The organism is Soonwooa sp. (genome assembly GCF_030151385.1).
GTDB lineage: Bacteria > Bacteroidota > Bacteroidia > Flavobacteriales > Weeksellaceae > Soonwooa.
Genome location: NZ_JASLDS010000041.1, coordinates 35,462 through 60,835, shown reverse-complemented (window position 1 = coordinate 60,835; position 25,374 = coordinate 35,462). Strand labels below are relative to the sequence as shown.

The window sequence follows — 25,374 nt, the reverse complement described above, 5'->3', positions numbered from 1 at the left end:
GTGATTTGGTTGGTCAGCAGATAATAATCTTTGTTGATGACCGCAGCTTCTTCTTTGTGACAGCCTTTCCACGCTAATAGACAAAAAATGGTTAGAAGAATTCCAACCACAAAAGATAATATTGTATTAATATTTTTCATTAACCTCTGGTGCTAATTTGGTTTGACCTTTCTTTTTTAAAATATTTAAGAGATCTTTTTCCAAGAATCCAGATTCAGGATATTCAATAATTCTGCCAACTTCGTTTCCATATTTTTTAACGATAAAAGTTGGTACTCTTTGGATATTAAAAAGTCCTTCTTCACCGTTTGGAGATTCTTTTTTGCGATTAACTGTGATAATTTGGATTTTGTTATGATTAACACCCGCTGCATCCATAATTTTCATAAAACGAGGGAATTCTCGATGACTATCGCCACACCAAGTTCCTAAAAATACGATGTAAGAATAACCCGAAACCTTCTCTTTTTTAAGTGCTTTTAAGCTTTCTTCATCTATTTTGTAATCGTTGTATTCTTTGTCATACCAATCCGAAAATGGTTCTTTTTTAAATTGTTCCAAAGTCTGTTCACCTAATAACATTTTGCCGTCAGATTGTGTGTCAACTTCGCGGTTAACGACAACTTTTTGTGCGAAACAACTTTGCATGCTTAATGCTAAAACACCAAATAACATTAGTTTTGAAATTGATTTTATCATCTTTTTGTTTTTTTTAATTAAGATAGAAGAGACTTAAGATCAGCAGGTGAGTAGTTGATACTTTTCAAAACTTTGTTGTCTTCTTTACGATAAACATTATATTTTTCTCCTGATTTTTCGAAGAAAACATCAACACCTTTGTCTTGATAATTTTTAACCGTAGCTTCTGCTTCTTCCTCTGTAGAACAAGCTTTTGACATATTAGAACGTTGTACTTCGTTGAAAAGTTCCACAAATTTGTCACCCATCCCGAATTCTAAAACCGCACCAGAAAGTACATATTGAAGGTCGCAAAGTGCGTCTGCAATTTCTACCAAATCATTATCAGCAATCGCTTGTTTTAGCTCGTTAAGTTCTTCTTGCAAAAGACTAACTCTTAGATCGCAACGCTCTTTTGATGGGATTTTTGGCGTATCCAGAATTGGTGCTTTAAAGGTTTTATGAAATTCTCCTACTTGGTTCAAGCTATCTATTTTGTCCATTTTTTTATAAAAGTTTAAGCAAATATAATGATTAAGGTGCAAAGAAAAAGACCGAAACAATTTTCCGGTCTTTATTTTTGTTTAAAATCTTTTGGTTTCAGTTTACAATCATAGAATCATAAATTAAAACTCGTCGATCAAAAATATGTTTCTATTTTGTGATATCTCTTCCGATAACCAATCTTTGGATTTCTGAAGTCCCTTCACCAATTGTACAAAGTTTAGAATCTCTGTAGAATTTCTCAGCAGGGAAGTCCTTTGTATAACCGTAACCACCGAAGATTTGTACAGCGTTGTTAGAGATTCTTACACAAGCTTCAGATGCATAAAGTTTTGCCATTGCGCCTTCTTTAGTCATTGGTTTTTTAGCCATTTTTAAAGTTGAAGCTCTTTGGATCAAAAGTTCAGAAGCATCGATTTCTGTTGCCATGTCAGCTAACATAAAGTTAATCGCTTGGAATTCTGAAATTGATTTCCCAAATTGTTGTCTTTCTTTAGCATATTTAAGAGCGGATTTGTAAGCACCTCTTGCAGTTCCTAAAGATAAAGCAGCGATAGAGATTCTACCACCATCCAAGATTTTCATCGCTTGTTTGAAGCCTTCTCCAACTTCGCCCAATCTGTGAGAATCTGGTACACGTACATTATCAAAAATAAGCTCAGCAGTTTCTGATGCACGCATTCCTAATTTATTTTCTTTTTTACCAGAAGAGAAACCTGGCATTCCTTTTTCTAAAACGAAAGCTGTAGAATTATTCTTAGCACCTTTTTCTCCTGTTCTTGTCATAACAACAGCAATATCACCAGAAATTGCGTGTGTAATGAAGTTTTTCGCACCGTTGATAACCCACTCGTCACCATCTTTAACTGCAGTTGTTGACATACCTCCAGAGTCAGATCCTGTGTTGTGCTCTGTAAGCCCCCAAGCTCCGATAACTTTACCAGAAGCTAGTTGTGGAAGCCACTTCATACGTTGTTCTTCGTTCCCGAATTCGTAAATATGGTTGGTGCAAAGTGAATTGTGTGCTGCCACAGACAGTCCAATTGATGGATCAACTTGAGAAATTTCGTCTAAAATTGCTACATACTCGTGATATCCAAGTCCAGAACCTCCGTATTGTTCAGGAATAACAATTCCCATAAAGCCCATTTCGCCTAGTTGGTGAAAAAGATCTTTTGGAAAAGTTTGACTTTCGTCCCATTCCATAATATTTGGGCGGATATTTTTTTTCTGCAAATTCTCTAGCCGTTTCAGCGACCATTTTTAAGTTGTCCATAGTTGTGCTGTCCATATTAATTTATTGAGTCCCAAATATAACTTAATTTAGAAAGGAGACAAAATTTTTCTTTTTAATGCTTAAGTTTTAGTTTGTTAAAGTATTAACAGTTAGTTTATTAGCTTTTAATAATATATTAATAATGTGTTTCGATTTTGCAATAGATAATTATTTATCTTTAACGACCTTATAATTTTAGAGTATGAAAAAACTTTATTTTGGATTATTAATTCTACCAAGTTTGTTTTTTGGTCAAACAGGTGACTATTACAGTGGTACCGAAAATCTTTCTGGTTATCAATTAAAATCAAAACTACACAACATTATTTCTGCCAAACCTATTAGCTGGCATTATGGTGATTTGCAAACTTTCTATGCAACGACGGATGTAGATCGTTATTACGAAAAGGATGGAAGTTTGTTGGATATGTATTCTGAAATTCCGACTGGTCCAGATGCTTATGTATACAATTTTAGTCAAATGATTGGCTCTGCTAATGCAGAAGGTCTTGGCTGGAATCGTGAGCATGTTATGCCTCAAAGTTCCTTCAATAGTAATTATCCAATGTATTCGGATTTGTTTTTTGTGATTCCGACGGATGCAAGAATCAATCAGTTGAGAAGTAATTATCCGTATGGAATAGTGGGATCAACAATTTTTCATACTTTTACGAATACTTCAAAGATAGGTAATAGTGCAGTACCAAACGCAACTTATACAGGTCGAGTTTATGAACCAATTAACGAATTTAAAGGTGATATAGCTAGGTCTTTGCTTTATTTTGCTGTTCGTTATGAAGGTAAGCTGGGTAGTTTTAATTTTGATACAAATGCAGATCCTACAAAAGATCAAAACCCTTTGAATGGCAGCGAGGAGCAAGCTTTTGAAAAATGGTACATCCAGATGTTGATTAATTGGCATAATCTAGATCCTGTTTCGCAAAAAGAAATTGATCGTAACAATTACGTTTATCAAATTCAGAAAAATAGAAATCCTTTTATCGATCACCCAGAATGGGTTAATTCAATTTGGAATCAAACTGTTGCGACAACTGCACCACAAGTGGTTTCGGATTTAGCATCGACCAAAACTTCTGCCTATTTTGCTAGTTTGCAGTGGACGCCAAGTCAGGATCCAACGGTTATCGGTTACGAAATTTACCAAGACGGAACTTTAATTGGGAAAACTTCTTCTAATAAATATGTTGCCGATCGTTTAACACCGTTAACGACTTATAACTTCAGCGTTATTGCATATAATAATGCTTATTTGAAGAGTCCACAAAGTAATATGCTGTCAACAACGACTTTGGAAAATGATGCCTATGCGAGCGATTTGATGATTGATAAATATATCGAAGGAACGTCTAATAATCGTGCTTTAGAGATTAAAAACCTTACTGGACACGATATCGATCTCAAAAATTATCGTTTATCTGCACAGTATAAAAGTGGCGCAAACTACTATTTTGAAAAACCCTTAGAACTAGAAGGAATTCTGCCACATGGTCAAAGTTTTGTGGCGATTAATCCTAATGCAACTTTGTCGTGTTATCCAACGGAAGATGCAAGATTCCAATCGGCGTCACCAGCTTTGACATTCTCAGGTTACAATTATGTAGAGCTTAACTATAAAAATTTTCCTGTTGATGCGATTGGTAATAAAGGAATGGATAATGGGAATACGGATAAATCTTTGTACCGTTTGGCAAGTGTCAAAAATCCGACCAAAACTTATGATGTCACAGAATGGCAATCTTATCCAAAAGATTATTGTCAAAATTTGGGATCTTTGGCATCGCAAGACGTGAGTTTATTGGCAAATACAAGCATCTATCCAAATCCAGTTTCAGATATTTTGAATGTTAAATCAGATCAAATTATTGCTAATTTCCAGATTCTAGATTCTATGGGAAGATTGGTGAAATCAGGAACTTTAAATGCTAAAAATGCTTCATTAAATGTTGCTAATCTAGCTGCTGGTGTGTATTTCTTAAAATTGGATGACAAAGTTCAGCAGTTTATCAAAAGATAAGCTATTTCGCTGATAATTATTTAATATAAGCTTTTTTGCTAATATTTATTGATTATTATGTTTTTCGCTAATATTTTAATTTATATGCTTTTTGTATTATATTTTAAAATATTAGCGATTTTTATTATATTTGCATTATGAAAGCGGTTATCACAGGCGATATAATTGACTCTCAAAAATTCGGGGCAGAAGTTTGGTATAAAGCTTTGCAAGAGATTTTTGAAGGAAAAACTTCGCAAGAATGGGAAAACTACCGCGGCGATGAGTTTCAGTATCTTATTCCAAATGCTGAAGATGCTTTTCTAGAGTTTTTAAAAATAAAAGCAGGCATCAAAAAAATCCAAGATTTAGACGTTCGTATTTCGATAGGTTTGGGTGACCAAAACTTTGTTGCTGATAAAGTCTCGCAAAGTAATGGTAGCGCTTTTGTCAATTCTGGACGTAATCTCGAACGTATAAAAGCCGAAAAAATAAATCTTCATATCGCTTCCGAAAAGCCAGAATTGGATGCAGAGCTTAACCTTATTTTTAAATGGGTGAGCCTAACTGTAGATAGTTGGAGTGTGATGTCGGCAGAAATCGTTGATTTGTTTTTAAATAAAAAAGACATCAACCAAGATGAAGCTGCGAAGCAGCTTAACTTGACACAATCCTCAATTAGCCAACGTCTCAAACGTGCTAACTACGACCTTTTGATGGAAACCGAAGCTTATTATCGACAACTAATCTCTCAGCAAAAATGATTTTTTTACCACTCATATTGGCTCATTTACTCGGAGATTTCGTCTTCCAGCCAAATGCGTGGGTTAAGGATAAAGAGCAAAAAAAACTAGCAAGTCCATATTTGTACATTCATGTGTTGCTACACACAATTTTAAGTTTCGTATTTCTTTGGAACCTCAATTATTGGTGGATTGCACTGGTTGTTGGCGTGACACATTTTGTGATTGATGCAGCAAAACTTCAGTTTCAAAAACCTAAAAATAAACGATTATGGTTTTTCATCGATCAATTTTTGCACATCGCTGTAATTATTGCTTTGAGTTTAATCGTTCAAAAAAATATAGATTGGAATATTATCTTTAATCAAACCAATCTCAAACTATTTACAGCAGCCATTTTCCTAACAACACCTTGTTCCATTATCATCAAATTATTGATAAGTTTTTGGACGCCCAATCCACAAGACAAAGATTCGGTGCAGACAGATTCTTTAGCCAATGCAGGCAAGTATATCGGGATTTTGGAACGATTGATGGTTTTCGTTTTTATTGTTGTCAACCATTGGGAGGGTGTCGGATTTATGATTGCAGCGAAGTCTGTTTTTAGGTTCAGCGATTTGGCGCAAGCTAAACAACGAAAACTGACAGAATATGTATTAATAGGGACTTTATTAAGTTTTGGAATCGCAATTCTAACGGGGATTTTGGTTCAGATTTAAACCAATTATTTCCGTAAATTTGTATTGAAATAAATTAAAAGTAAAAAAGTAAAAAGAATAAATGGAAAAGAAAGAAATGCTTTATGAAGGTAAAGCAAAACAAGTTTTCGCAACAGACAAAGCGGATGAGGTTGTTGTAAGATACAAAGATGATGCAACAGCTTTCAATGCTCAAAAGCGTGGATCTTTCGCTAGAAAAGGCGAATTAAACAATGCTATTTCGACTTTAATTTTCGAATATTTAGCAAAGAATGGCATTCCGACACACTTTATTGCGAAGCTTGGTGATATCGAGCAATTGGTGAAGAAAGTAGACATTATTCCGTTGGAAATGGTGGTGCGTAACTATGTTGCGGGCAGTATGGCGCAACGTCTTGGAGTTGAAGAAGGTCTAAAATCGCCAGTAACTATTTTTGATCTTTGCTACAAAAAAGACGAGTTGGGAGATCCTCTTATCAACGATCATCACGCTGTGTTTCTAGGCGCTGCATCTTATGATGAACTGAAAGAAATGTATGCTTTAACAGACAAAATCAACCAATTGTTAATTGCGTTGTTTGATAAAATGAACATTATCCTTGTTGATTTTAAAATCGAATTAGGAAAAACTTCTGACGGAAAAATCGTTTTGGCAGACGAAATTTCGCCAGATACTTGCCGACTTTGGGATAAAGATACAATGAAGAAGTTAGACAAAGACCGTTTCAGAAGGGATCTTGGTGAGGTTACAGAAGCTTACGAAGAGATCTACGACAGATTACAAAAAGCAGTTAATTCATAAATTCTTTAGAAATCAAAAAATGGATTTAGAATTTCAAAACTTCAGTTCGTTACCAAAATATGCGTTTCAGAATCGCTATAACGAATTCGAAGAATTAAAAAACCAAGAACCTGAAGCTGGTGCTTATCCTTTTGATAAAATGGAAGAGGAGTGTGGTATTTTTGGTTTGGTTTCTGACGAAAATATGGATACGTTTTCGTTATCACAATTTGGACTTTTTGCATTGCAACATCGTGGACAAGAGGCTTGCGGAATTACCGTAGGCAACGATGGAAAAATGTATTCTATAAAAGATGAAGGTTTGGTTTTGGATGTTTTTAAAACCATCGAAAATCCTCAAACTTTCATGGGGAATTGTGTTATTGGTCACACGCGTTATACAACAGCTGGCGACAAAAAGAAATACAATTACCAACCTTTTTTTGCAAAGAATGAATATGATCAAATTATCCTATCCATTGCGCACAACGGAAATCTAACCAACGCCAAACAACTTAAAAAAGAGTTGGAAGAAGAAGGTGTTGTTTTTCGTGCGACTTCGGATTCGGAGGTTATTTTAAGATTAATTCAGAAAAACCTAGATCTTGGACTTCGTGGCGCGATTAAAGCAACGATGGAAAAGATTGAAGGTGCTTATTCTGTGGTTGGTGTCACTCGAAATAAATTCTTCGCGTTCCGTGATTTTAATGGTATTCGACCTTTGGTTTTAGGAGCAATCGACGAAAAGACTTTTGTTGTGGCTTCAGAATCTTGTGCTTTGGATGGTGTTGGTGCGCAATATGTGCGTGACATTCGTCCAGGCGAGATTGTCTATACCAGCGATAACGAAGAAGGACTTCAGTCTTATTTGGTTAAGGAAGACTGCACTAACAGAATTTGCTCTTTCGAGTACATCTATTTTGCACGTCCTGATTCAATGTTGGAAGGCATCAATGTGCACGAAGTTCGTGAGAAATCGGGTATGAAAATTTGGGAACAAGCACCTGTTGAAGCAGATGTTGTAATTGGCGTTCCAGATTCTGGTGTTCCAGCAGCGATTGGTTTTGCAAAAGCGTCGGGAATTCCGTTCCGTCCTGTGTTGATCAAGAATCGTTACATTGGAAGGTCTTTTATTATTCCATCACAAGAGATGCGCGAGCATTATGTGAATCTTAAGCTCAACCCGATTGTTTCGGAGATTAAAGATAAACGTGTGGTCATCATCGATGACTCGATTGTTAGAGGGACGACGTCAAAACGTTTGGTTAAAATTCTTAAAAAAGCAGGTGTTAAGGAAATTCACTTTAGAAGTGTTTCGCCACCGATTATTGCGCCATGTTTCTTGGGAATCGATACGCCAACAAAAGATGATTTGATCTCTGCAAATATGACTAAAGAAGAATTGAGAGAATATCTAGATGTTGATAGTTTGGAGTTTCTTTCGGTAGCTAATTTGCAAGAGATTCTAGGTTCGAAAGATCATTGCTTCGGTTGTTTTACAGAAAAATATCCTGTTGAAAAACCTGTAGAAGACGATTTGTTTAAATAGTACAATCTATATTTTAAATAGTATTAAATGCCTTTGAAGTTATTCTGAGGCATTTTTGTGTTTTGTGGGCAAATATTCACCATTCGACAAGTCAAACCAACCATTCGACAATTGCCACCGAAACTTAATGACAAATCTTCTGACATTTATCCTACTAAAACAAACATTATGAAAACGCAGATTAAACTTTTTATGTTGTCGCTCGGGATTTTATCATTCAGCTTTGTCAGTGGACAAAAAGCTGGTGTTAAGAAGGTAAAAGATCTTCCGAAAACGTCAAGTATTAAAGCTAATACTAATCTTTTACCAATGCAGATTATTGGTTCTTGGGAAATAGCAAGTGTTGATGGTCATATTTATGTAAAACCTGAGAAAAGCAATATGGAAATCGAAGCGCCACTTAGCTTTTGGATTGGGAAAATGTTTAAGTTTCAAAACAATGGAAAAGTAGATGTTGTTAATGGCATTTCTGTGATGATTAGTAGTGATTATACGATTGTTGACAACGGAAAAGCTTTCAGTATTCCGAAATACAGTGGTCAATTTTCGATGCCATTTTCGGTAACAAACGCAGGACAAAATTTGACAATGACGCAAAGCCCAGAATCCTTCTATGCAATTCTAGCTTCACAAACCAAAATACCTTTAGACAAAGTGAAAAGCATCTATCGAGTGCCGAGTGATATTGTCTTTCATTTAGTTAAAAAATAAAATTATTTATAATCTTAAAACACAATTATTATGAAAACTTTACTCCCAAAATTATGTTTTTTAATAGGACTAAGTCTTTTAATATTTTCTTGTAAATCTGGTGATGATCGACTACCAGAAGACGCAACAAATGGCAAATATCGTATGATCTCTGAGTCAAGTTATGGTAAAACAAATAAGTTCGAATATGATAACAAAGGTCGATTAGTCAAGTTTGGAAAAAGAGAATTCCAATATGATGCATCCGATAGGCTTGTAAAAATTATAATTGACTCTAATACAGATTTGAATATAGATAACAACCCCGATGGGTCATTCTACAAATTTACACAAATGGAAAACGCTAAAGTTACATCAGAAATATCACTTAATTCTTACATGAAGAACGGGCAACTAATAATACAAGGTTTGAAATTTATCACGTACGTGAATAATGCAATTGATAAAGAGTATGAGATTACAAATACTTATGATAATGCAGGACATCTAGTACAAAGCTTTTCTAACAATAAAAAAGATAACATAATTTCCCGCTCAGAATATACTTATGATACTGATAACAATTGTAATATGGCTACAAATTATAGCAAAAAAGGTCAAGACCCTGAGAAAATGACGGATAAGAGTGAATATACATTTAATAAAAGTAAAAACTACTTAAGTTACTATCCTGATAGAACAATAATAGTACTGATGAATATGGTTGGACTACCTAACCTAATTTACAACGTCAACGATATTACATCTGTAAAAGAAACTTATTATAAAGATGATGGAAGTGTTGATAAGGAAAATACTCATAACTATGATTTAGAATATAACGCGGCAGGATATCTTGTAAGAACTGCAACAACAGGAAGTGGAAATAACTCACCAACGTTTTATGAATACGAAAAATATTAAACACAAATAATCAAAAACATATATCATGAAAAAATCACATTTTATCCTCGCAATATTGCTTGTAGGAATAAACCAAAGCTTTTTTGCACAAGAAAAAAGTACATCTCGACAAATAGAGAATGTAAAAAAGATAGAGGTAAAACCAATTATTCCTGGACAGATCAATAAGATCAGAAAAAAACTAAGTGTCAAATTGGTAAAGGTTTGGCACAAGACCAATTCGTCTTCCAAAGTTAGCCTTAAGCTTTACGAAGCTATTGCTGTGATGCTGGGTAACGACCAATTGATATATCCTTTCTACAGTTCTACTTGGAGTTACGCAGAGTTTTGCCCAACTTTTAATTTTGGCTATCAACTTGCGCCACAAGCCGCGGAGAAAAATTGTTCTGCCGACAATCTTCCGCCTTTGGAAGTTACTAGTTCTGTGAATATTGCTAATCTTGGTATGTCTGTTCCTCTTTTGTTAACGGAAATAGATGATAATACCGACATTATTTTTGCAACTTCTAGCGCCAAAGTTACTATTGCGGATGGACGTTCTTTTACGTTGGATCAGCAGCCTGCGGACGGCTATCATATCAAATCGCTTATTAATAAAGGAAAAGTATTGCATTATCGATACTTGAGTTTTAACAAAGGCGAGGAGCAAATCATGTTGCAATACGAACTTGAATTAAAATAAAAAATTGTTGAAATGTTATATTTTAAAACAATTACGTTACTTTTTGCACTTTTCTCATGTTTTGTTTTTGGACAAAAAAAGGAAACTATTCCAAAATGCTTTCAAGAGATTATGGATACAGATCCAACTGCAAAAGCATTGTACAGAGTTGATGTTGAGGGCGAGAGGCTTTTTATGCTGGAACACAAACAAAAAATTGCAACACCAGATCGATCATCTCAAGCTTACAAAGACATAAACTGCGAAACCAAGGCACGACTTAGTTACGGTTATGGCGGATTAATGAAAGGTTCAAAGAAAGGAGTTGTAACCGATACTTTGTGGATTCGAGATTTTAATTTGTTATCAGATAGAGATTTTTATCAAGTTATTGATGCGCCCAAAAAGATTAATCCCCTTGGTCTTTCAAAACAGAATATTGTTAAAGTTTCTTCTAAAAATGGGTTGCAAAAATACAATAAGAAAGGCGATTTACTTCAAACTTTTAAAATATCAGCTCTTGATCGGTACACTGTTGACTTGAATTCAAACAAAATTTTAAAGCAACAAATTCTAAATGCTCATTTTTTAAAAATAGACAATTCTTATTGGTTTTTTGTAGATAATAATTTAGGCTATGCAAAACTGATCAAAACTGATAAGAATGCTAAAACTTTATCAAATGTCATCTATGATTTAAAATTTCAAAACTCTAATTAATAAAAATAATTACCATGAAAACAAAAACACAATTATTCGTCATTATGGCTTCACTTCTAGGAATTGGAAGTTTTAAAAGTCAAAAAATTATTGTAGGAAGTCATGTAAAATCGAATTTGGAAACCAAGAAAAAAATTAATATCGACATTTCTCATCTTAATCCTTCAATAGTTCTACTTAAAGTTGCGAAAAAAGATATCCAAGCAAGCAATTTTAATTACCGAGCATATTATCCAGAATCAACTGCAACAGATGCGCGCAAAGGTATCGTCATTCTTGGTGTTGGTGATGGTGGAAATGTTAATGATGGGTTGTTAAATGATCAATGCGATGCTATCGCTAGAATGGGATTTGTTGCCATAGTAACGACTTATGAAAAAGGAAGTTCTTACGCTGACGGCAATATAAAATTCAAACAAAACATTGAGGAGATTATTAGTAAAGAAGCTTCTCTCTACGGCATTCCAAGGTCTAAAGTTGTTGTAGGTGGCGTTTCTAAAGGTGGTAACCTTAGTCTTGGCATCAGTCTTCCTGGACAGATGGGCAACGGCGGACAACCGATTGAGGGCATCAAAGGACTAATTATTGAGTGTGGCGGAGGCGATCAATGGAAAGGTAGCGCGCTAAAGCTGCCTGTGTTGTACATGGCAAATGCGACTGACGGGGCGACAGGCGGTAATGGAACAGATTTCAGATCTGGGATCGAATCCAATACAAATGCTGATGTTAAAGCTAAAAGTAAATTCCTAATTGCGCCTGGAGAAGGACATTGTACCAATTCTGCGGACTATAAAAATTTTATCATCAATAATATTAATTCTTTTTTTAATTAAAAACATAATATCATGAAAAACAATTATTTAAAACTTATTTTTATTTCGATTTTATGTCTTAGCATTGCCGTTCTCTATGGTTGCGGAGACAAAAATAATGACGATTTACCACCAACTTTGACTCGAGAAAGTTTTCGTGGCAAATGGGTTGTTGACAATGTGGATGGCAAACTTTATATGACGGTTCCTGGAACGCCCGAGACTGAAGTGCCTTTAAATAGTTTTTGGAAAGGAAAGGTATTCTATTTCACGAAAGACAACCGATTGTATTTGTATGATGGTGACATAGAATTGAATGACATGGGCGAATACAATGTTAAAGATAACAAACTGACTGTAACTTGGTATCCAGGCGTGATGACTGTTGAATTATCAAACGATGGTAAAAATTTAAAATTGACCAATCTTAAAAATGACTTTTATCAAATGTTGGTTTTTTACACGGGCAAACCGCTCGATGAAATCAAAAAAATGTACCGCGTAGAGACTGATGTTACTTTTTACACGCACAAAAATTAGATTTTTGTATCTTTCAAGTTAAGTTTTAAATCAAATATTAAATACACTAACGATGAAATATTTACTTCCAATTATTGCAGTTTTCTGTGTGGCTTGTCAAAATAAAAAAGACATGATTGTTACAGAACCAATTGTTAAAAAAGATTCGATAAAAGCTGAAACTTTGGATCCTCCAAAAATAAATGAAACTTTAGCGAAAGATTGGCTTAAAAGCAACATCGAAGCTTACTTCAAAACCGAAAACGATTATGACAAGGCAACGCAAGCAATGCAAGCGATGACTACTAAAGACTATTACGAGTACAAAACGGATGCGACCAATGTTGATATGGATATCGATGGTACACTAACTAAAGCCGAATTTGAAAAAAAATGGAAATCAAAATTCGATACCAAAAAAGCTGGTATTGAATCTGGTTTCTTAATTTCTGGACAGGATTGGAAAGAAATAAAAGTTACAAAATGGGATATTATCGGACAGAAAAATGATACGTTAATTTTTGATGTTAATATTCGCGATGTTGGATTTAACGAGAATTATCCGCGTGTTATCAAAGTCAAAGCGGACGATGGAAAGTTTCTCATTGCTGATGTTTTAGAAGATGAATAAACCAAGAAAGCTTTCAAATTTTGAGAGCTTTTTCTTTTTATATTTGTGAAAAATCAAATTATGTCAAAAATAGAAATCGCTTGTTTTAACAAAGCTTCAGCACTTTTAGCCATTCAAGAAAATGTCGATAGAATTGAGCTTTGCGAAGATTATTCTTTAGGAGGAATTACGCCAAGTGTCGAGACTTTATTGACCTTAAAACAAAAATCTAATATTCCGATTTACGCTATGATTCGTCCTCGTGGTGGCGATTTTCTTTACAATGCAAAAGAGTTGGAACAAATGAAATCCGACCTTATGATGTTAAAAGAAGTTGGCGCTGATGGTTTCGTTTTCGGAATTTTGGATGAAAATAATCGTTTTGATTTTGACAAAAATTTGGAGTTGATGAATCATGCAGCTGGTATTCCGTGTACATTTCATCGCGCTTTCGACCGAATTGAAAATCAGGAAGAAGCTTTGGAAGAAATCATTAAATGTGGTTTTAAAACAATTTTGACTTCTGGTGGCGCAAGTTCGGCGATGCAAGGCTTGGACAAATTAAAGGAACTAAAAAACTTGGCTGGCGATCGCATTACAATTTTAGTTGGTGGCGGTGTTAGGTCAACCAATGTCGCTGAGTTAAAGCACGATTTTGATTATCTGCATTCTGCTTGTATTTCGGCAGATTCAGAAAATATTGATGTTGAAGAATTAAGAAAATTACTACAACAGCTTAGATAGTTGGTTGTGAAGTTTTTTTCGCTTCTCCTCTCTTAATTCGAACTTTGCGCAAGCATTTTGTTTTTAGTATAAGTGCGAGGCTTGTGCTTGCAGTGGAGCTATATTTTACAAAATAGTCTACTAAAACAAAACCCAACATTTGACGATATCGAATCACTTTGTTAGGTTTTACTAATACAATTTTGGACGAGATGCTTTTTTTAATTACTTCATTGTTTCGTCGTAAGAGTCCTCACTTGTTACTGAGTTTGGATTTTCTGGATTGTAATAAATATTAATCTTAGTTCCGTTTTCTTTTCCAAAGAACGAGTCTTGTCGCATGGTTGCTGTATGCAATGTCCCTTCACTATCTTTGAATTGCACTGTCCATATTTGAGCAGCTCCTTTTCCGATACGTCCATTACTTTCTTGACTTACAATGGTAGCTTCCGTCTTTACATAATTTTGATAGGCCTTTCTTGCTTCATTCTTCATTTCTGCAAAAGGACCATAGTTGTAAAGCCAATAGGCACCAATTGCAAAAAAAATAACTAAAACAACAAAAACTATTTTTGCGCCTTTACTTTGCATAATTATCTATTTTTATTTGTGAATTGTTACATTTTCTAAATAATAATTGTCACCATTGTACACCAATTTTCCACTGAATTTAAGTCTTCCGTTGGCTACTTCCTGATAATCATCCGTCGTAAAAGTGAGTGCTTCATTAGAAAGATTTTTGTCATCTGCAAAACTACCAAAGTTGCGTGGTTCGTCTCCAGTAATTGCTATATCTCCTCTGCTAATATTCACTTGCATGTCCATCAACTTTTCGCCTTTACAAAAACCATCTGTGTAAACTATCATTTCGTTTTTCTTTCCCTTTGTTACAAACATTGAATTACAAATTCCTGCATAACCCTCTACTTCAACCAACTTTCCGTTCATAGATTGGTCTTTTGACAATGCTTTAATTTGTTCTGTTGTTAGTAATTGTCCTTGTGGATTTGGTTCGCCTTTGCTAGTACAATTTGATAAGGTACCAATGAAAGCAGCTGCTAAAATTAACGTGTTGATTTTTTTCATTTTGTTCCTATTAAAATTTATTGTTGCGCTTATTGTTAGTGTCAAATAATTTGTTTGGCATTTCCTACGACTATCAAATATACAAATAAGTCTTAGTTTTTCTTAAACAGATTAATAGTTTTAACTTTAAACATAATTCTTTAACTATTCAATCATAAACAGTGAATTTTTAGCCTCATTTTCTTTCGTATCTTTAACCACATGAAGCAAGTCTACGCCATATTTTTCTTTGTCTGTGTTTTACAGATTTCCTTTGCACAAACTTCTGTTCGCAAGCTTAGTAACGAACATTGGCAATTCAAAAACGTAAAAGATAATAGCTGGCTGACCGCCACGGTCCCAGGGACAGTTCATACCGATTTGATGGCGAACAAAATTATTCCGGACCCTTTTTTGGACGAGAACGAAAAAAAAGTACAATGGATAGAAAGCGAAGATTGGGAATACCGCTGTCAATTCAATGTTTCGGAAAAAGAGTTTAAAAGTCAAAATCAAAATCTTGTTTTTGAAGGTTTGGACACTTTCGCGGAGGTTTTCTTGAATGGGAAGTCTATTTTGGTAGCTGACAATATGTTTAGGACTTGGGAGGTTTCGCCAAAGAATAATTTAAAAATTGGTGAAAATACTTTGCTCATCAAATTCAAATCCAGTGTTAATGAAGGCAAAGAATTAGCAAAGAAAATTCCGTTTCAGTTGCCCGAAAGTCCGAGAAGTTTGGTCAGAAAAGTTCAATATCAGTTTGGTTGGGATTGGGGGCCTCGTTTGGTAACTACTGGAATTTGGAAAGACGTGAAACTCGTTACTTGGGACGAAGCCAAAATCGAAAATATAAGAGTTGAACAAAAATTAATTAATACTAAAAAAGCGGATTTGGTTTTTAATACCGAAATTAATGTAGGCCAAGTAGGAGAGAATGATTTATATAAACTTCAAGTTTCGATTAATGGAAAAATTTATAAAAATTTAAAACTAAAAAGAGAACTTAACAAAGTTTCGTTTCCTTTTGAAATTAAAAATCCAAAATTGTGGCAACCCAATGGTGTGGGAAAACAAGAAATGTATGATTTTAAAATTTCGGTTATTAACAAAGGAAAAATCATAGATTCCAAAACCGAAAGAATTGGACTTCGCACAATCGAATTGGTTCAAGAAAAAGACGATAAAGGAAAATCTTTTTATTTCAAAGTCAACGGAAAGCCTTTGTACATCAAAGGAAGCAACTGGATTCCTGCCGACAGTTTTTTGCCAAGAATCACTAAAGAAAAATACCATCAATTAATTGCAGATGCCAAAGAAGCTAATATGAATATGATTCGCGTTTGGGGTGGCGGAATTTACGAAGATGACGAATTCTACAAGGCTTGCGACGAAAATGGAATTCTCGTTTGGCAAGATTTTGCATTTGCGGGAAGTTTTTATCCAAGCGATGAATCTTTTCAAGAAAATGTAAAAAATGAAGTTAAGAGCCAAGTAAAACGTTTGCAAAATCATCCGTCGTTGGCGTTGTGGTGCGGAAATAATGAGGTAAACGAAGCAATTGTCAATTGGGGTTATCAAAAGCAATTTAACTATTCAAAAGCCGATTCTTTGCAAGTTTGGAAAGATTACAAAACGATTTTTCACGACGTGATTCCTAAAACTTTGCAGGAAGTTTCGCCGAACGCGATTTATTGGCCAAGTTCGCCGTCGATTGGTTGGGGACACAAAGAAAGTTTAACCGAAGGCGACTCGCATTATTGGGGCGTTTGGTGGGGCGAACAGCCATTTGAAATTTACAATGAAAAAGTCCCTCGTTTCGCTTCTGAATACGGTTTTCAAGGAATGCCAAGTTTGGAAGCAACCAAAGCAATGTTTTCGGAAAAGCCAGATTTAAGTTTAAAAAATCCTGTTATTCAAGCGCACGAAAAGCATTCTCGAGGTTGGGAAATGATCGATAAATACATGGAAAGAGATTATAAAGTCCCGACCGATTTTGTACAGTACAATTACGTTTCGCAGTTGTTACAAGCGCGCGGAATGCAAATCGCCATCGAAGCACACCGCCGAAACAAGACTTACAATATGGGAACTTTAATTTGGCAACTCAACGATTGTTGGCCAGTGGTTTCGTGGTCAGCGATTGATTATTTGGGCAATTGGAAAGCTTTGCATTATCAAACAAAACGGAGTTTTGAGAATATTGCAGTTTTCGCTTTTGAAAAAGATAATATTTTGAATTTTTATGCTGTAAATGACGGATTAGAAACTTACAAAGATGTCCGTATAGAAATTAATGTTGTCAGCTTTGATGGTAAATTAATTAATGAAATTTCAAGTGCTCCAAACGGAAAAATTTTAAAAGAAGAATTACAGTTTGATCCAATAGAAGTGGAAAATTTATTTGATGAAGCTGAGAGAAAACACAATTTATTAGTTGTAAAACTTTTGGATGTAAATGATAAATTGTTAGCTCAAAATCATATGTTTCTGGCAAAACCAAAAGATTTAGAACTTCCAAAACCCAACATCAAAATCAAGAAAATTTCTCCAACCGAAATTGAAGTTTCCACCGATGTTTTAGCAAAAGATGTTTACTTAATCGGTGACACACATTTCTCTGATAATTTCTTTGATTTACTTCCCAACGAAAAAAGAAAAATCAAGCTTTCAAAAGCTTTGGACAAAATCGAAGTGATGAGTTTGTGGGATACGATGCAATAGGGGAGTTGCGGGTTTCGAGATACGAGGTACGAGATGTGGGATTTGAGATTTGAGATTCGTAATATTGGTTTTGGGTTTTAAGTATGATGTAATTGGGATGTAATTTCGTTTACAAAACTTACATTTTTTTTTAGTATTAAATTGCTTTTCGTTATTGATAACTTTATAAGTTAAAATATTAACTTTACTTTCGAAAATCAACGATTTTCTTGCGACTTAAATCAGCGATTTTTTTTTAAAAAAAACTTTTGCACCATTGCGTTCAAAAACCTCAACCCTCGCAACACCCAACATCCAGCCTCGAACCTCGAATCCCGAATCCCGAATCCCGAGCCCCGCACCTCAAAAATCTGACTTTCGACACATTTTTTCAATTTTTTGCAAAGACTTTTCTATAGTTTTTTTTGGCATTGTAACTTTGCAACTTCAAATCTTAAATCTCAGTTCAGAAAATGGTAAATTTTGTTTTGATTGCGGTATGCATTATTGCGGGAATGCTTTTCAAAGCAACAAAATCCATACATCCCGATGCTCATAAAGGTATCAATACGTGGATATTGTATTTGGCATTGCCAGCAGTTTCGTTTAAATATTTGCCGAAAGTTCAGTGGTCAACGGAAATGCTTTTTCCGATTTTTTCTACTTTGCTAATCGCGGTTGGTAGCGGTATTTTTATGAAATTTTACTGCAAATACAAAGGTTATTCTCGACGTTCGCAGAGCACTTTGGATTTAGCAAGCGGTTATAGTAATACATCTTTCATTGGTTTTCCGCTGATTGCAGCTTTTTATGGTGAAGGTTTGCTAAGTATTGCCATTATTTGCGACCAAACGATGTTTTTGGCATTATCGACTTTAGGAATTATTTCCGCTTTAAAAGGTGGAAGTAAATCTGGAAATATCAGCGCAAAATTTATCCTGAAAAGATTATTTACATTTCCGCCATTCCTCGGTTGCATTGGTGCTTTGGTGATTTCTCAATTTGTAGATTTAAGCTTTGCAGAACCATTTTTCGATAAATTGGCGGCAACGGTTGGACCTTTAGCCTTATTTTCTGTAGGACTTCAATTGAAATTTAATGGTTGGAAAAAATTGATGCCTCAGATTTCCACTTCGATGTTGTACAAACTTATTTTGGCACCAGCAATCGTTTTTGGATTGGCTTTAATTTTCGGAATAAAAGGCGATGTTGCCAAAATCAGTATTTTCGAAGCTGCAATGCCGACTTTAGTGACTTCCAGTATTATTGCAGAACAATTCCGACTCAACACAAAACTCACCAATTTAATCATCGGAATCAGCATTATTGTTGGCTTTTTTACCTCGGCGATGTGGTATGAGTTGATTGGTTTATTTTTCTAAAGCTAAGCCATTTTTTTTACCGCAAAAGCTTAGTGAAATGTAAAGTTAAACAAAGCAAGTTTAAATAGCTTTTTAAATTTTTGTCATGCTATAGGCTTAACTTTTATAAAATCCTTTGTGTTCTTTTGTCTTGATAAAAAAAATGTTTCATTTGTTGTGAAAATAAATACGATAGCCATATCTATTAATTAAAAACCTTTTCGACATTAGGTTTAAAAAATTCTTTTGTTTCTTTTGCGGTAAAAAATCTCTATTTTTACGCTTTAATTCTGATTTTGCATTACGCCCAAGTTATTTTACCGCTCAATCTTGCAGGTTCTTTTACATATAAAGTGCCCGATGAATTGTTGGACGAAATTCAGCTCGGAATGCGGGTTTTGGTGCAGTTTGGTGGTAAGAAAATTTATACGGGAATCGTTTGGGATTTGCATCAAAATGAACCCGAAACTTTTGTCCCAAAAGACATTATTAATATTCTCGACCAAAAGCCGATTCTTCCTTTTCAGCAAATTGAGTTCTGGAACTGGCTTTCCGAGTATTATCTCTGCAATTTGGGCGAAATTTACCGTTTTGCCTTTCCATCTTCTTTAAAATTGGAGAGCGAAACTTATCTTAAATTAAAACCTAATGCCGTTGTCGATTTTCAGAATTTGGATGTCAACGAAATGTATTTAATTCAAGCTTTGGAAGTTCGACAATTGATAAATTTGACGGACATCGAGGCTTTTATTCCGAAAAAGGACATTATTAAAACCATCAATTCGCTTATCGATTTGCAATATATTGAGATTGATGAGCAAGTTGCGGAAAAATACCGAGCTAAGGAAGTGGCTTATGTGAGGATAAAAGATGAGGTTTTAAAGAATTTTGAACTCACCGAAATCCTTTCACAACTGAAAAGAGCGCCAAAACAAAAGGACTTGTTTTTGGCGATTTTGGATAAACAAACCGAAAATCCAGATTCTCCGGTAAAAAAATCGGAATTGTTTGATGATGGATTTTTTGCCCATTCACACATCAAATCTTTAATTGATAAAAATTGGGTTGAAGAATACTTTCTTCAAAAAGATAGAATCGATTACTACGACGGCGATACCGAAGAATTAGAGGAGTTGACCTCTGCCCAAAAACAAGCTTTGGTTTTGGTGGATGAAGCTTTTTCTGAAAATAAAAATGTGCTCTTGCATGGCGTGACATCTTCTGGAAAAACGCATATTTATTTAGAGAAAATCGAGGAATGCATCAACGAAGGTAGAAATGTTTTGTTTTTGCTTCCCGAGATTGCTTTGACCAAGCAAATTACGCAACGTTTAGAGAAAAAATATGGCAGCGCGCTTGGCTTTTATCATCAAAAATTGACGGATTTCGAAAGGGTAGAAGTGTGGCGAAAAATAAAGAACGACGAACTTAAAATCCTGATCGGAACGCGAAATGCATTGTTTTTACCATATCAAAATTTAGGTTTAATTATTGTTGATGAAGAACACGATTCGGCTTATCGTCCACGAGAAGTTTCGCCGTTTTTTAATGCCAAAGATGCTGCACAGATTTTAGGTCAAAAATATAAAGCGAATGTTATTTTGGGTTCTGCGACGCCGTCTGTTGAAAGTTATTTTGCTGCTCGAAAAGATAAGTTAAAATACATTTTTTTAGGCGAAAGATTCGGAAAAGTAGATTTGCCGAAGTTTGAACTTATTAATTTTAAAGAAGCCCAAGATTCCAAGAATGTTTCGGGAGATTTTTCGTTTCATTTGTTGGAAAATATCAGACAGAATTTAGAACATAAAAATCAAACCATTGTTCTACACAACCGCCGTGGTTATGCGAATGTTGTGGAATGTGAGTCTTGCGGTTATGTTAATTATTGTTCGAATTGCGATGTGGTGATGACCTATCATAAATATTCGAACGAGATGAAATGCCATTATTGTGGTCAACGTGCTTCGAAACCAAAAATTTGTCCAAAATGCCATTCCGAAAATCTGAATGAAAGAGGTGTCGGCGTAGAGCAAATTCATGAGGAATTGCAAAAACTTTTCCCAGAAGCAGAGGTTGATAGAATGGATGTGGATTCGATGCGTAAGAAGTTTGCCTACGAAAAATTATACGAGAAAATTGAAGACCGCGAAACCGACATCATCGTGGGAACGCAAATGATTTCTAAAGGTTTGGATTTTGACCACATCGAGTTGGTAGCTATTCCGAGGGCGGATTCTTTGATGTATGTACAAGATTTTCGGGCGGAAGAAAGAGCTTATCAGCTGATGACGCAGGTTTCTGGACGTGCTGGTCGGGTTTCTGGACAAGGAAAAGTTTTAATTCAAACTTATAATCCGCAAAATCCTGTTTTTGAACTGATTCAACGAAATGATATTCAAGGGATTTACGAATATTTTCTGACCGAACGCAAAAAATTCCATTATCCGCCATTTACGAAATTGATAATGATAGAACTAAAACACCGCCGAGAAGACAAAGTGAATCGCGCGTCTCAGTTTTTAGGTTCCATCCTTAGAAAATACTTGCCCGAAGATTGTATTTTGGGTCCCGAACCTGCTTCCATAGCACGTTTGAACAATATGTATCAATTTCAAATTTTACTAAAACTTCCGCGCGGCAAAAACTATTTAGTATTTAAAGACTACATCCGCCAAAGCTTTGAGGAATTCGAAGAAATAACGGCTTACAAAAGTATTAAGAAACTTGTTTATGTTGATTTTTAACAAAGTTTAACAAAGTTTATAGGCTTTTATAATGCTTCACTAGACTGAAGGGCGCAATATTGTCTAACTTTACTTCGTTTTGAGAAAGGTTGATTCTGTCTATGTCAATGTGGATTGTGAAATTTTCAACCTTTTTATCTAAATGTTTGAAAATGAATAAATTTAAAAAATATATTAGTGTACTTGGTTTAGGTATTTCCATTAGCATTTTTGCACAGACCTCTGCAGTATCTTCAATTCCTCAATTTTACGAGCAACCTGGACTTTTGGCGAAGGAGTTATCTCCAGAAAAATCTTTGTTGAGTCCAAAGGAAAATATTGAAGTTAACATCAACAGAATGTTTTCGGACCCTGTTCTAAGAACTGCCAATTGGGGATTTGTGGTATATGATCCTAAAACCAACAAGATTATTACTTCATACAATGAAGCAACACCTTTAATTCCTGCATCGACTACCAAGTTGTTAACAACAGAAACGGCTTATTCGTTTTTCGGTGGTGATTTCAAATGGAATACACAGCTTGATTATTCTGGAACAATTGATGAAAATGGTGTTCTGGAAGGAAATCTTTATGTCATCGGAAGTGGCGATCCATCTTTCGGAGCGGTTCGTGTTGGCGCATTATCGACAGGAAATTTGGTTTCTCAATTTTTAAATGCCGTTCGTGATAAAGGTATTAAAAGAGTTAATGGTGAAATCATTGTAGAGACAGGCGTTTTTAAAGATGCTAAAAAAGATTTACCCGCAAATATTGTTTGGTTAGATCACAGTAATTATTATTTGCCAGTGGGTTCTACAAAGGATGTTGATCCGCGCAATGAAAAATTGGTTGTTAAGCAAAGCAATCCTTTTAACAATGAAAAACGTTATTTCTATATGTCGCCATACACTAACAAAATGGTGTATGCTGACAAGTTTGAAGGTTCAGGATTGTCTACAAAATTAGCAGAGCCACCAATGGGATTGGCAAATTCTTTAAAGGCAACTATGTTAAAATCGGGGATCCCAGTTACAGGAAAAGTGACAGCTAGATTTGCTGATAAAGAGCCTGAGACGCGCGAAACACTTAGCAATTACAAGTCTCCAACATTATCCGAAATTGTCCATTATACAAACCAGCATAGTGATAATGCCTTTGCCGAGGCTTTGTTGAAATGTTTAGGTTTTTATATTTCGGGTGACCAAATGCCAGATAGTGGAAGACTTGCGGTGCGATCGCATCTAGAAGGAAAAGCTTTTGATACCAATGGTCTTAATTATGTTGATGGAAGTGGCTATTCTCGAAGTAATTTGGTAACGCCAATTGCGCAAGTTAAATTTTTAACTGGATTGATGAAGGAGCCTTATTATAAAGATTATTTTGAGTCTTTACCAATTGCAGGACAGTCTGGGACATTAAAAAGAATGTTCCTAAACACGTCTAATGGACAGATTTTTGCGAAGACAGGAACTTTGAGTCGTGTTAAAACATTAGCAGGTTACATAAAAACTAGAAGTGGAAAAACATTGGTTTTCTCTTTATTAATCAATAATTACAATGGTACAGTAGCACAAGTCAAAGATAGAATGGAGCAACTTTTGGATCCAACTTTAGATTTGTAATACAATATTTTTTAATTTTAATACTCGCAACATTGCGAGTATTTTTTTTATATGAAAACAAAATTTACAACTTTCGTTTTATCTGCGATTTCGGTTTTGGGATTGGCACAATCCAGAGCTCAGCATGATAAATTAATTGACAACGAACGTAAAAGAGCTGCTAAATCTATACTCTTTAACGAAAACGAAAATCCAAATACCATTAATTATGATCTTCGTTACATCCGAATGGAATTGGATCTTGACCCATCGCAACAGTTTGTAAAAGGAATTGTGACACCGCATTTTAAGATGTTAAGTCCGTCTTCGACCATTTACTTTGATTTGTCAAACAATCTTACTGTTAGCGAGGTTAAATATCATGGTCAGAATTTGACGTTTCAGCAATTTGCAACCAAAGAATTGAAAATTAATTTTCCGGCGAGTATTCCTGCTGCAACATTAGATTCGTTGTCGATTTCTTATAGTGGCGTTCCAGATTCTTCGCAAGATGCTTTTACCACACAAAAGCAAAGTGGTGTACCAATATTAGCAACATTGTCAGAGCCTTTCGGTGCTAAAGAGTGGTGGCCAACAAAGCAAAGTCTTAATGATAAAATTGAGAAACTCGATATTAAAATTACAACACCATCTCAATATAATGTCGCTGCCAACGGACTGTTGCAGTCCGAAATTTCATTGAGTGGTGGCAAGAAACTGACTTATTGGAAAACAAATATTCCGACGCCAGCCTATTTGGTAGCTTTAGGAATTACCAATTATGTCAAACTAAACGACACTTTCGGAACTGGTGCTAACGCTTTTCCTTTTGTTAATTATATTTATCCTTCTACTGCGAATGATTCTGGACAAATGAATGCCATCAATTGGACTAAGACTTGTATGGCAAAGTTTGAAGAATATTTTGGACCTTATCCTTTCCGAAGTGAGAAATATGGGCACATGCAATTCAATGCTGGAGGTGGTATGGAGCATACGACGATGAGTAGTATGGGCTATTTCACGTGGGGATTAATTGCACATGAATTAGCACATCAATGGTTTGGCGATAAAGTGACTTGTGGCAGTTGGAATGACATTTGGCTTAATGAGGGTTTTGCGACGTTTGGAGAGCATTTGATTTACGAGAAGCTAACAATGGATCAACAAGGTTTTAGAAATTATTTACAAAGTGAAACCGATTTCATTACTGGCGTGCCAGATGGTAGTGTCTATATTCCTGATCCAGAACCAACTTACAACAGAATTTTTAATGGTAGAACAACCTATGGTAAAGGTGCTTATGTGCTTCGTATGTTAAAGTGGGAAATGGGAGATGATGCTTTTTATGCGATGTTAAAGGCTTACAATAGTGCACCACAATTTGCAAATGGCTATGCTAAAACAGCTGAGTTTATCAATTTTGTAAATACATTTTCGGGGAAGAATTTTAATGAATTTTTTAATGATTGGGTATATGGACAAGGTTATCCAACCTATACAGTACGCTGGAAGCCAGGAGCAACAAATGTCACTTTTAAGATTTCGCAAACACAAAGTCATAATTCTGTAAGTTTCTACGAAATGCCGTTGCCTATTAAAGTTACTGGTGCTAATGGACAATCTGCAGATTTGGTTTTGGATCACACTTCCAATAATCAATACTTTACAAAAGAAGTGGGATTTCCTGTGACTGCCGTTTATTTTAATCAAGATTTACAAATTTTAACAAAGAATTCGACGGTTGTTAGAGATAATTCTTTGGCAGTTGATGATATTAAAACTACAAAAATCCAAGTGTATCCAAACCCAGCAAGCACAGAGATTTTTGTTTCGAATCTTAAAAAAGATAGCAATTACCAAATCTTTAGTTTGGATGGCCGTCTTATAAAAACTGGGACTTCGGAATCTAATAAAGCAATTAATATTTCGAATCTAGCAAAAGGCGAATATATTCTTAAAACAGAGCAAGAGCAACTTAAGTTTATTAAAAATTAATTTTAAATTTTATACAAACAA

General features: G+C 35.0%; 22 protein-coding genes and 1 pseudogene. 18 read left to right on the top strand and 5 right to left on the bottom strand.

What is annotated here, in order from left to right:
• Positions 1-126: 126 nt before the first annotated feature.
• The 3 genes and pseudogenes from Q1V95_RS07035 to Q1V95_RS07025 form a co-directional block, all read right to left on the bottom strand.
• A complete protein-coding gene (locus Q1V95_RS07035; protein WP_300672118.1) occupies positions 127-699 on the bottom strand; it encodes a thioredoxin family protein in 573 nt (190 codons plus the stop codon).
• A 17-nt stretch (positions 700-716) separates the two neighbouring features.
• Positions 717-1,181 (bottom strand): nucleoside triphosphate pyrophosphohydrolase family protein, encoded by a 465-nt coding sequence (locus Q1V95_RS07030; protein WP_300672116.1) that lies wholly within the window; start codon positions 1,179-1,181, stop codon positions 717-719.
• A gap of 151 nt (positions 1,182-1,332) precedes the next feature.
• Positions 1,333-2,458, bottom strand: a pseudogene (locus Q1V95_RS07025) (acyl-CoA dehydrogenase family protein).
• Between the two features lie 202 nt (positions 2,459-2,660).
• Between Q1V95_RS07025 and Q1V95_RS07020 the strand changes: the two are divergent.
• The 13 genes from Q1V95_RS07020 (at position 2,661) to Q1V95_RS06960 (ending at position 13,923) form a co-directional block, all read left to right on the top strand.
• Positions 2,661-4,493, top strand: a complete 1,833-nt coding sequence (locus Q1V95_RS07020) for an endonuclease (RefSeq protein ID WP_300672114.1) — start codon at positions 2,661-2,663, stop codon at positions 4,491-4,493.
• Between the two features lie 137 nt (positions 4,494-4,630).
• The gene (locus Q1V95_RS07015; protein ID WP_300672112.1) at positions 4,631-5,236 is read left to right on the top strand and encodes a SatD family protein; all 606 of its coding nucleotides are present in this window, start codon (positions 4,631-4,633) and stop codon (positions 5,234-5,236) included.
• On the top strand, positions 5,233-5,934 hold the full coding sequence (locus Q1V95_RS07010; protein WP_300672110.1) for a DUF3307 domain-containing protein: 702 nt from the start codon (positions 5,233-5,235) through the stop codon (positions 5,932-5,934). The genes Q1V95_RS07015 and Q1V95_RS07010 overlap by 4 nt, the downstream gene beginning before the upstream one ends.
• Before the next feature lie 61 nt (positions 5,935-5,995).
• Positions 5,996-6,715, top strand: a complete 720-nt coding sequence (purC, locus tag Q1V95_RS07005; RefSeq protein ID WP_300672108.1) for a phosphoribosylaminoimidazolesuccinocarboxamide synthase — start codon at positions 5,996-5,998, stop codon at positions 6,713-6,715.
• A gap of 139 nt (positions 6,716-6,854) precedes the next feature.
• Positions 6,855-8,243 (top strand): amidophosphoribosyltransferase, encoded by a 1,389-nt coding sequence (gene purF, locus Q1V95_RS07000; protein WP_300672124.1) that lies wholly within the window; start codon positions 6,855-6,857, stop codon positions 8,241-8,243.
• Between the two features lie 168 nt (positions 8,244-8,411).
• Complete coding sequence (locus Q1V95_RS06995) at positions 8,412-8,954, top strand: hypothetical protein (RefSeq protein ID WP_300672106.1); 543 nt, start codon at positions 8,412-8,414, stop codon at positions 8,952-8,954.
• A gap of 30 nt (positions 8,955-8,984) precedes the next feature.
• Positions 8,985-9,857 (top strand): hypothetical protein, encoded by an 873-nt coding sequence (locus Q1V95_RS06990; protein WP_300672105.1) that lies wholly within the window; start codon positions 8,985-8,987, stop codon positions 9,855-9,857.
• Between the two features lie 25 nt (positions 9,858-9,882).
• On the top strand, positions 9,883-10,539 hold the full coding sequence (locus tag Q1V95_RS06985; protein WP_300672104.1) for a hypothetical protein: 657 nt from the start codon (positions 9,883-9,885) through the stop codon (positions 10,537-10,539).
• 12 nt (positions 10,540-10,551) lie between these two features.
• Positions 10,552-11,238 (top strand): hypothetical protein, encoded by a 687-nt coding sequence (locus Q1V95_RS06980; RefSeq protein WP_300672102.1) that lies wholly within the window; start codon positions 10,552-10,554, stop codon positions 11,236-11,238.
• Between the two features lie 14 nt (positions 11,239-11,252).
• On the top strand, positions 11,253-12,071 hold the full coding sequence (locus Q1V95_RS06975; RefSeq protein ID WP_300672101.1) for a hypothetical protein: 819 nt from the start codon (positions 11,253-11,255) through the stop codon (positions 12,069-12,071).
• A gap of 12 nt (positions 12,072-12,083) precedes the next feature.
• The gene (locus Q1V95_RS06970) at positions 12,084-12,590 is read left to right on the top strand and encodes a hypothetical protein (protein ID WP_300672099.1); all 507 of its coding nucleotides are present in this window, start codon (positions 12,084-12,086) and stop codon (positions 12,588-12,590) included.
• 52 nt (positions 12,591-12,642) lie between these two features.
• Entirely contained in the window at positions 12,643-13,200 is a 558-nt protein-coding gene (locus Q1V95_RS06965; protein WP_300672097.1) for a hypothetical protein, read from the top strand.
• Between the two features lie 60 nt (positions 13,201-13,260).
• Entirely contained in the window at positions 13,261-13,923 is a 663-nt protein-coding gene (locus tag Q1V95_RS06960) for a copper homeostasis protein CutC (protein ID WP_300672095.1), read from the top strand.
• A 204-nt stretch (positions 13,924-14,127) separates the two neighbouring features.
• On the opposite strand, the gene Q1V95_RS06955 is transcribed toward Q1V95_RS06960, so the two are convergent.
• Together Q1V95_RS06955 and Q1V95_RS06950 are read right to left on the bottom strand one after the other, a co-directional pair.
• Positions 14,128-14,493: a DUF3592 domain-containing protein gene (locus tag Q1V95_RS06955; RefSeq protein ID WP_300672093.1), complete on the bottom strand. Its 366-nt coding sequence runs from the start codon at positions 14,491-14,493 to the stop codon at positions 14,128-14,130.
• A 12-nt stretch (positions 14,494-14,505) separates the two neighbouring features.
• Positions 14,506-14,988 carry a hypothetical protein gene (locus tag Q1V95_RS06950; protein WP_300672091.1) on the bottom strand — a complete coding sequence of 161 codons (483 nt, stop codon included), beginning with the start codon at positions 14,986-14,988 and terminating at the stop codon, positions 14,506-14,508.
• A gap of 201 nt (positions 14,989-15,189) precedes the next feature.
• Between Q1V95_RS06950 and Q1V95_RS06945 the strand changes: the two genes are divergently transcribed.
• The 5 genes from Q1V95_RS06945 (at position 15,190) to Q1V95_RS06925 (ending at position 25,353) form a co-directional block, all read left to right on the top strand.
• Positions 15,190-17,688: a glycoside hydrolase family 2 protein gene (locus Q1V95_RS06945; RefSeq protein WP_300672089.1), complete on the top strand. Its 2,499-nt coding sequence runs from the start codon at positions 15,190-15,192 to the stop codon at positions 17,686-17,688.
• Between the two features lie 452 nt (positions 17,689-18,140).
• Positions 18,141-19,049, top strand: a complete 909-nt coding sequence (locus Q1V95_RS06940) for an AEC family transporter (RefSeq protein WP_300672088.1) — start codon at positions 18,141-18,143, stop codon at positions 19,047-19,049.
• Positions 19,050-19,324: 275 nt separating this feature from the next.
• Positions 19,325-21,772, top strand: coding sequence for a primosomal protein N' (gene priA / locus Q1V95_RS06935; protein ID WP_300672086.1), 2,448 nt, complete (start codon positions 19,325-19,327; stop codon positions 21,770-21,772).
• A gap of 152 nt (positions 21,773-21,924) precedes the next feature.
• Positions 21,925-23,376, top strand: a complete 1,452-nt coding sequence (gene dacB / locus Q1V95_RS06930) for a D-alanyl-D-alanine carboxypeptidase/D-alanyl-D-alanine-endopeptidase (protein ID WP_300672084.1) — start codon at positions 21,925-21,927, stop codon at positions 23,374-23,376.
• Positions 23,377-23,427: 51 nt separating this feature from the next.
• The gene (locus Q1V95_RS06925) at positions 23,428-25,353 is read left to right on the top strand and encodes a M1 family aminopeptidase (protein WP_300672082.1); all 1,926 of its coding nucleotides are present in this window, start codon (positions 23,428-23,430) and stop codon (positions 25,351-25,353) included.
• The last annotated feature ends 21 nt before the right edge of the window (positions 25,354-25,374 follow it).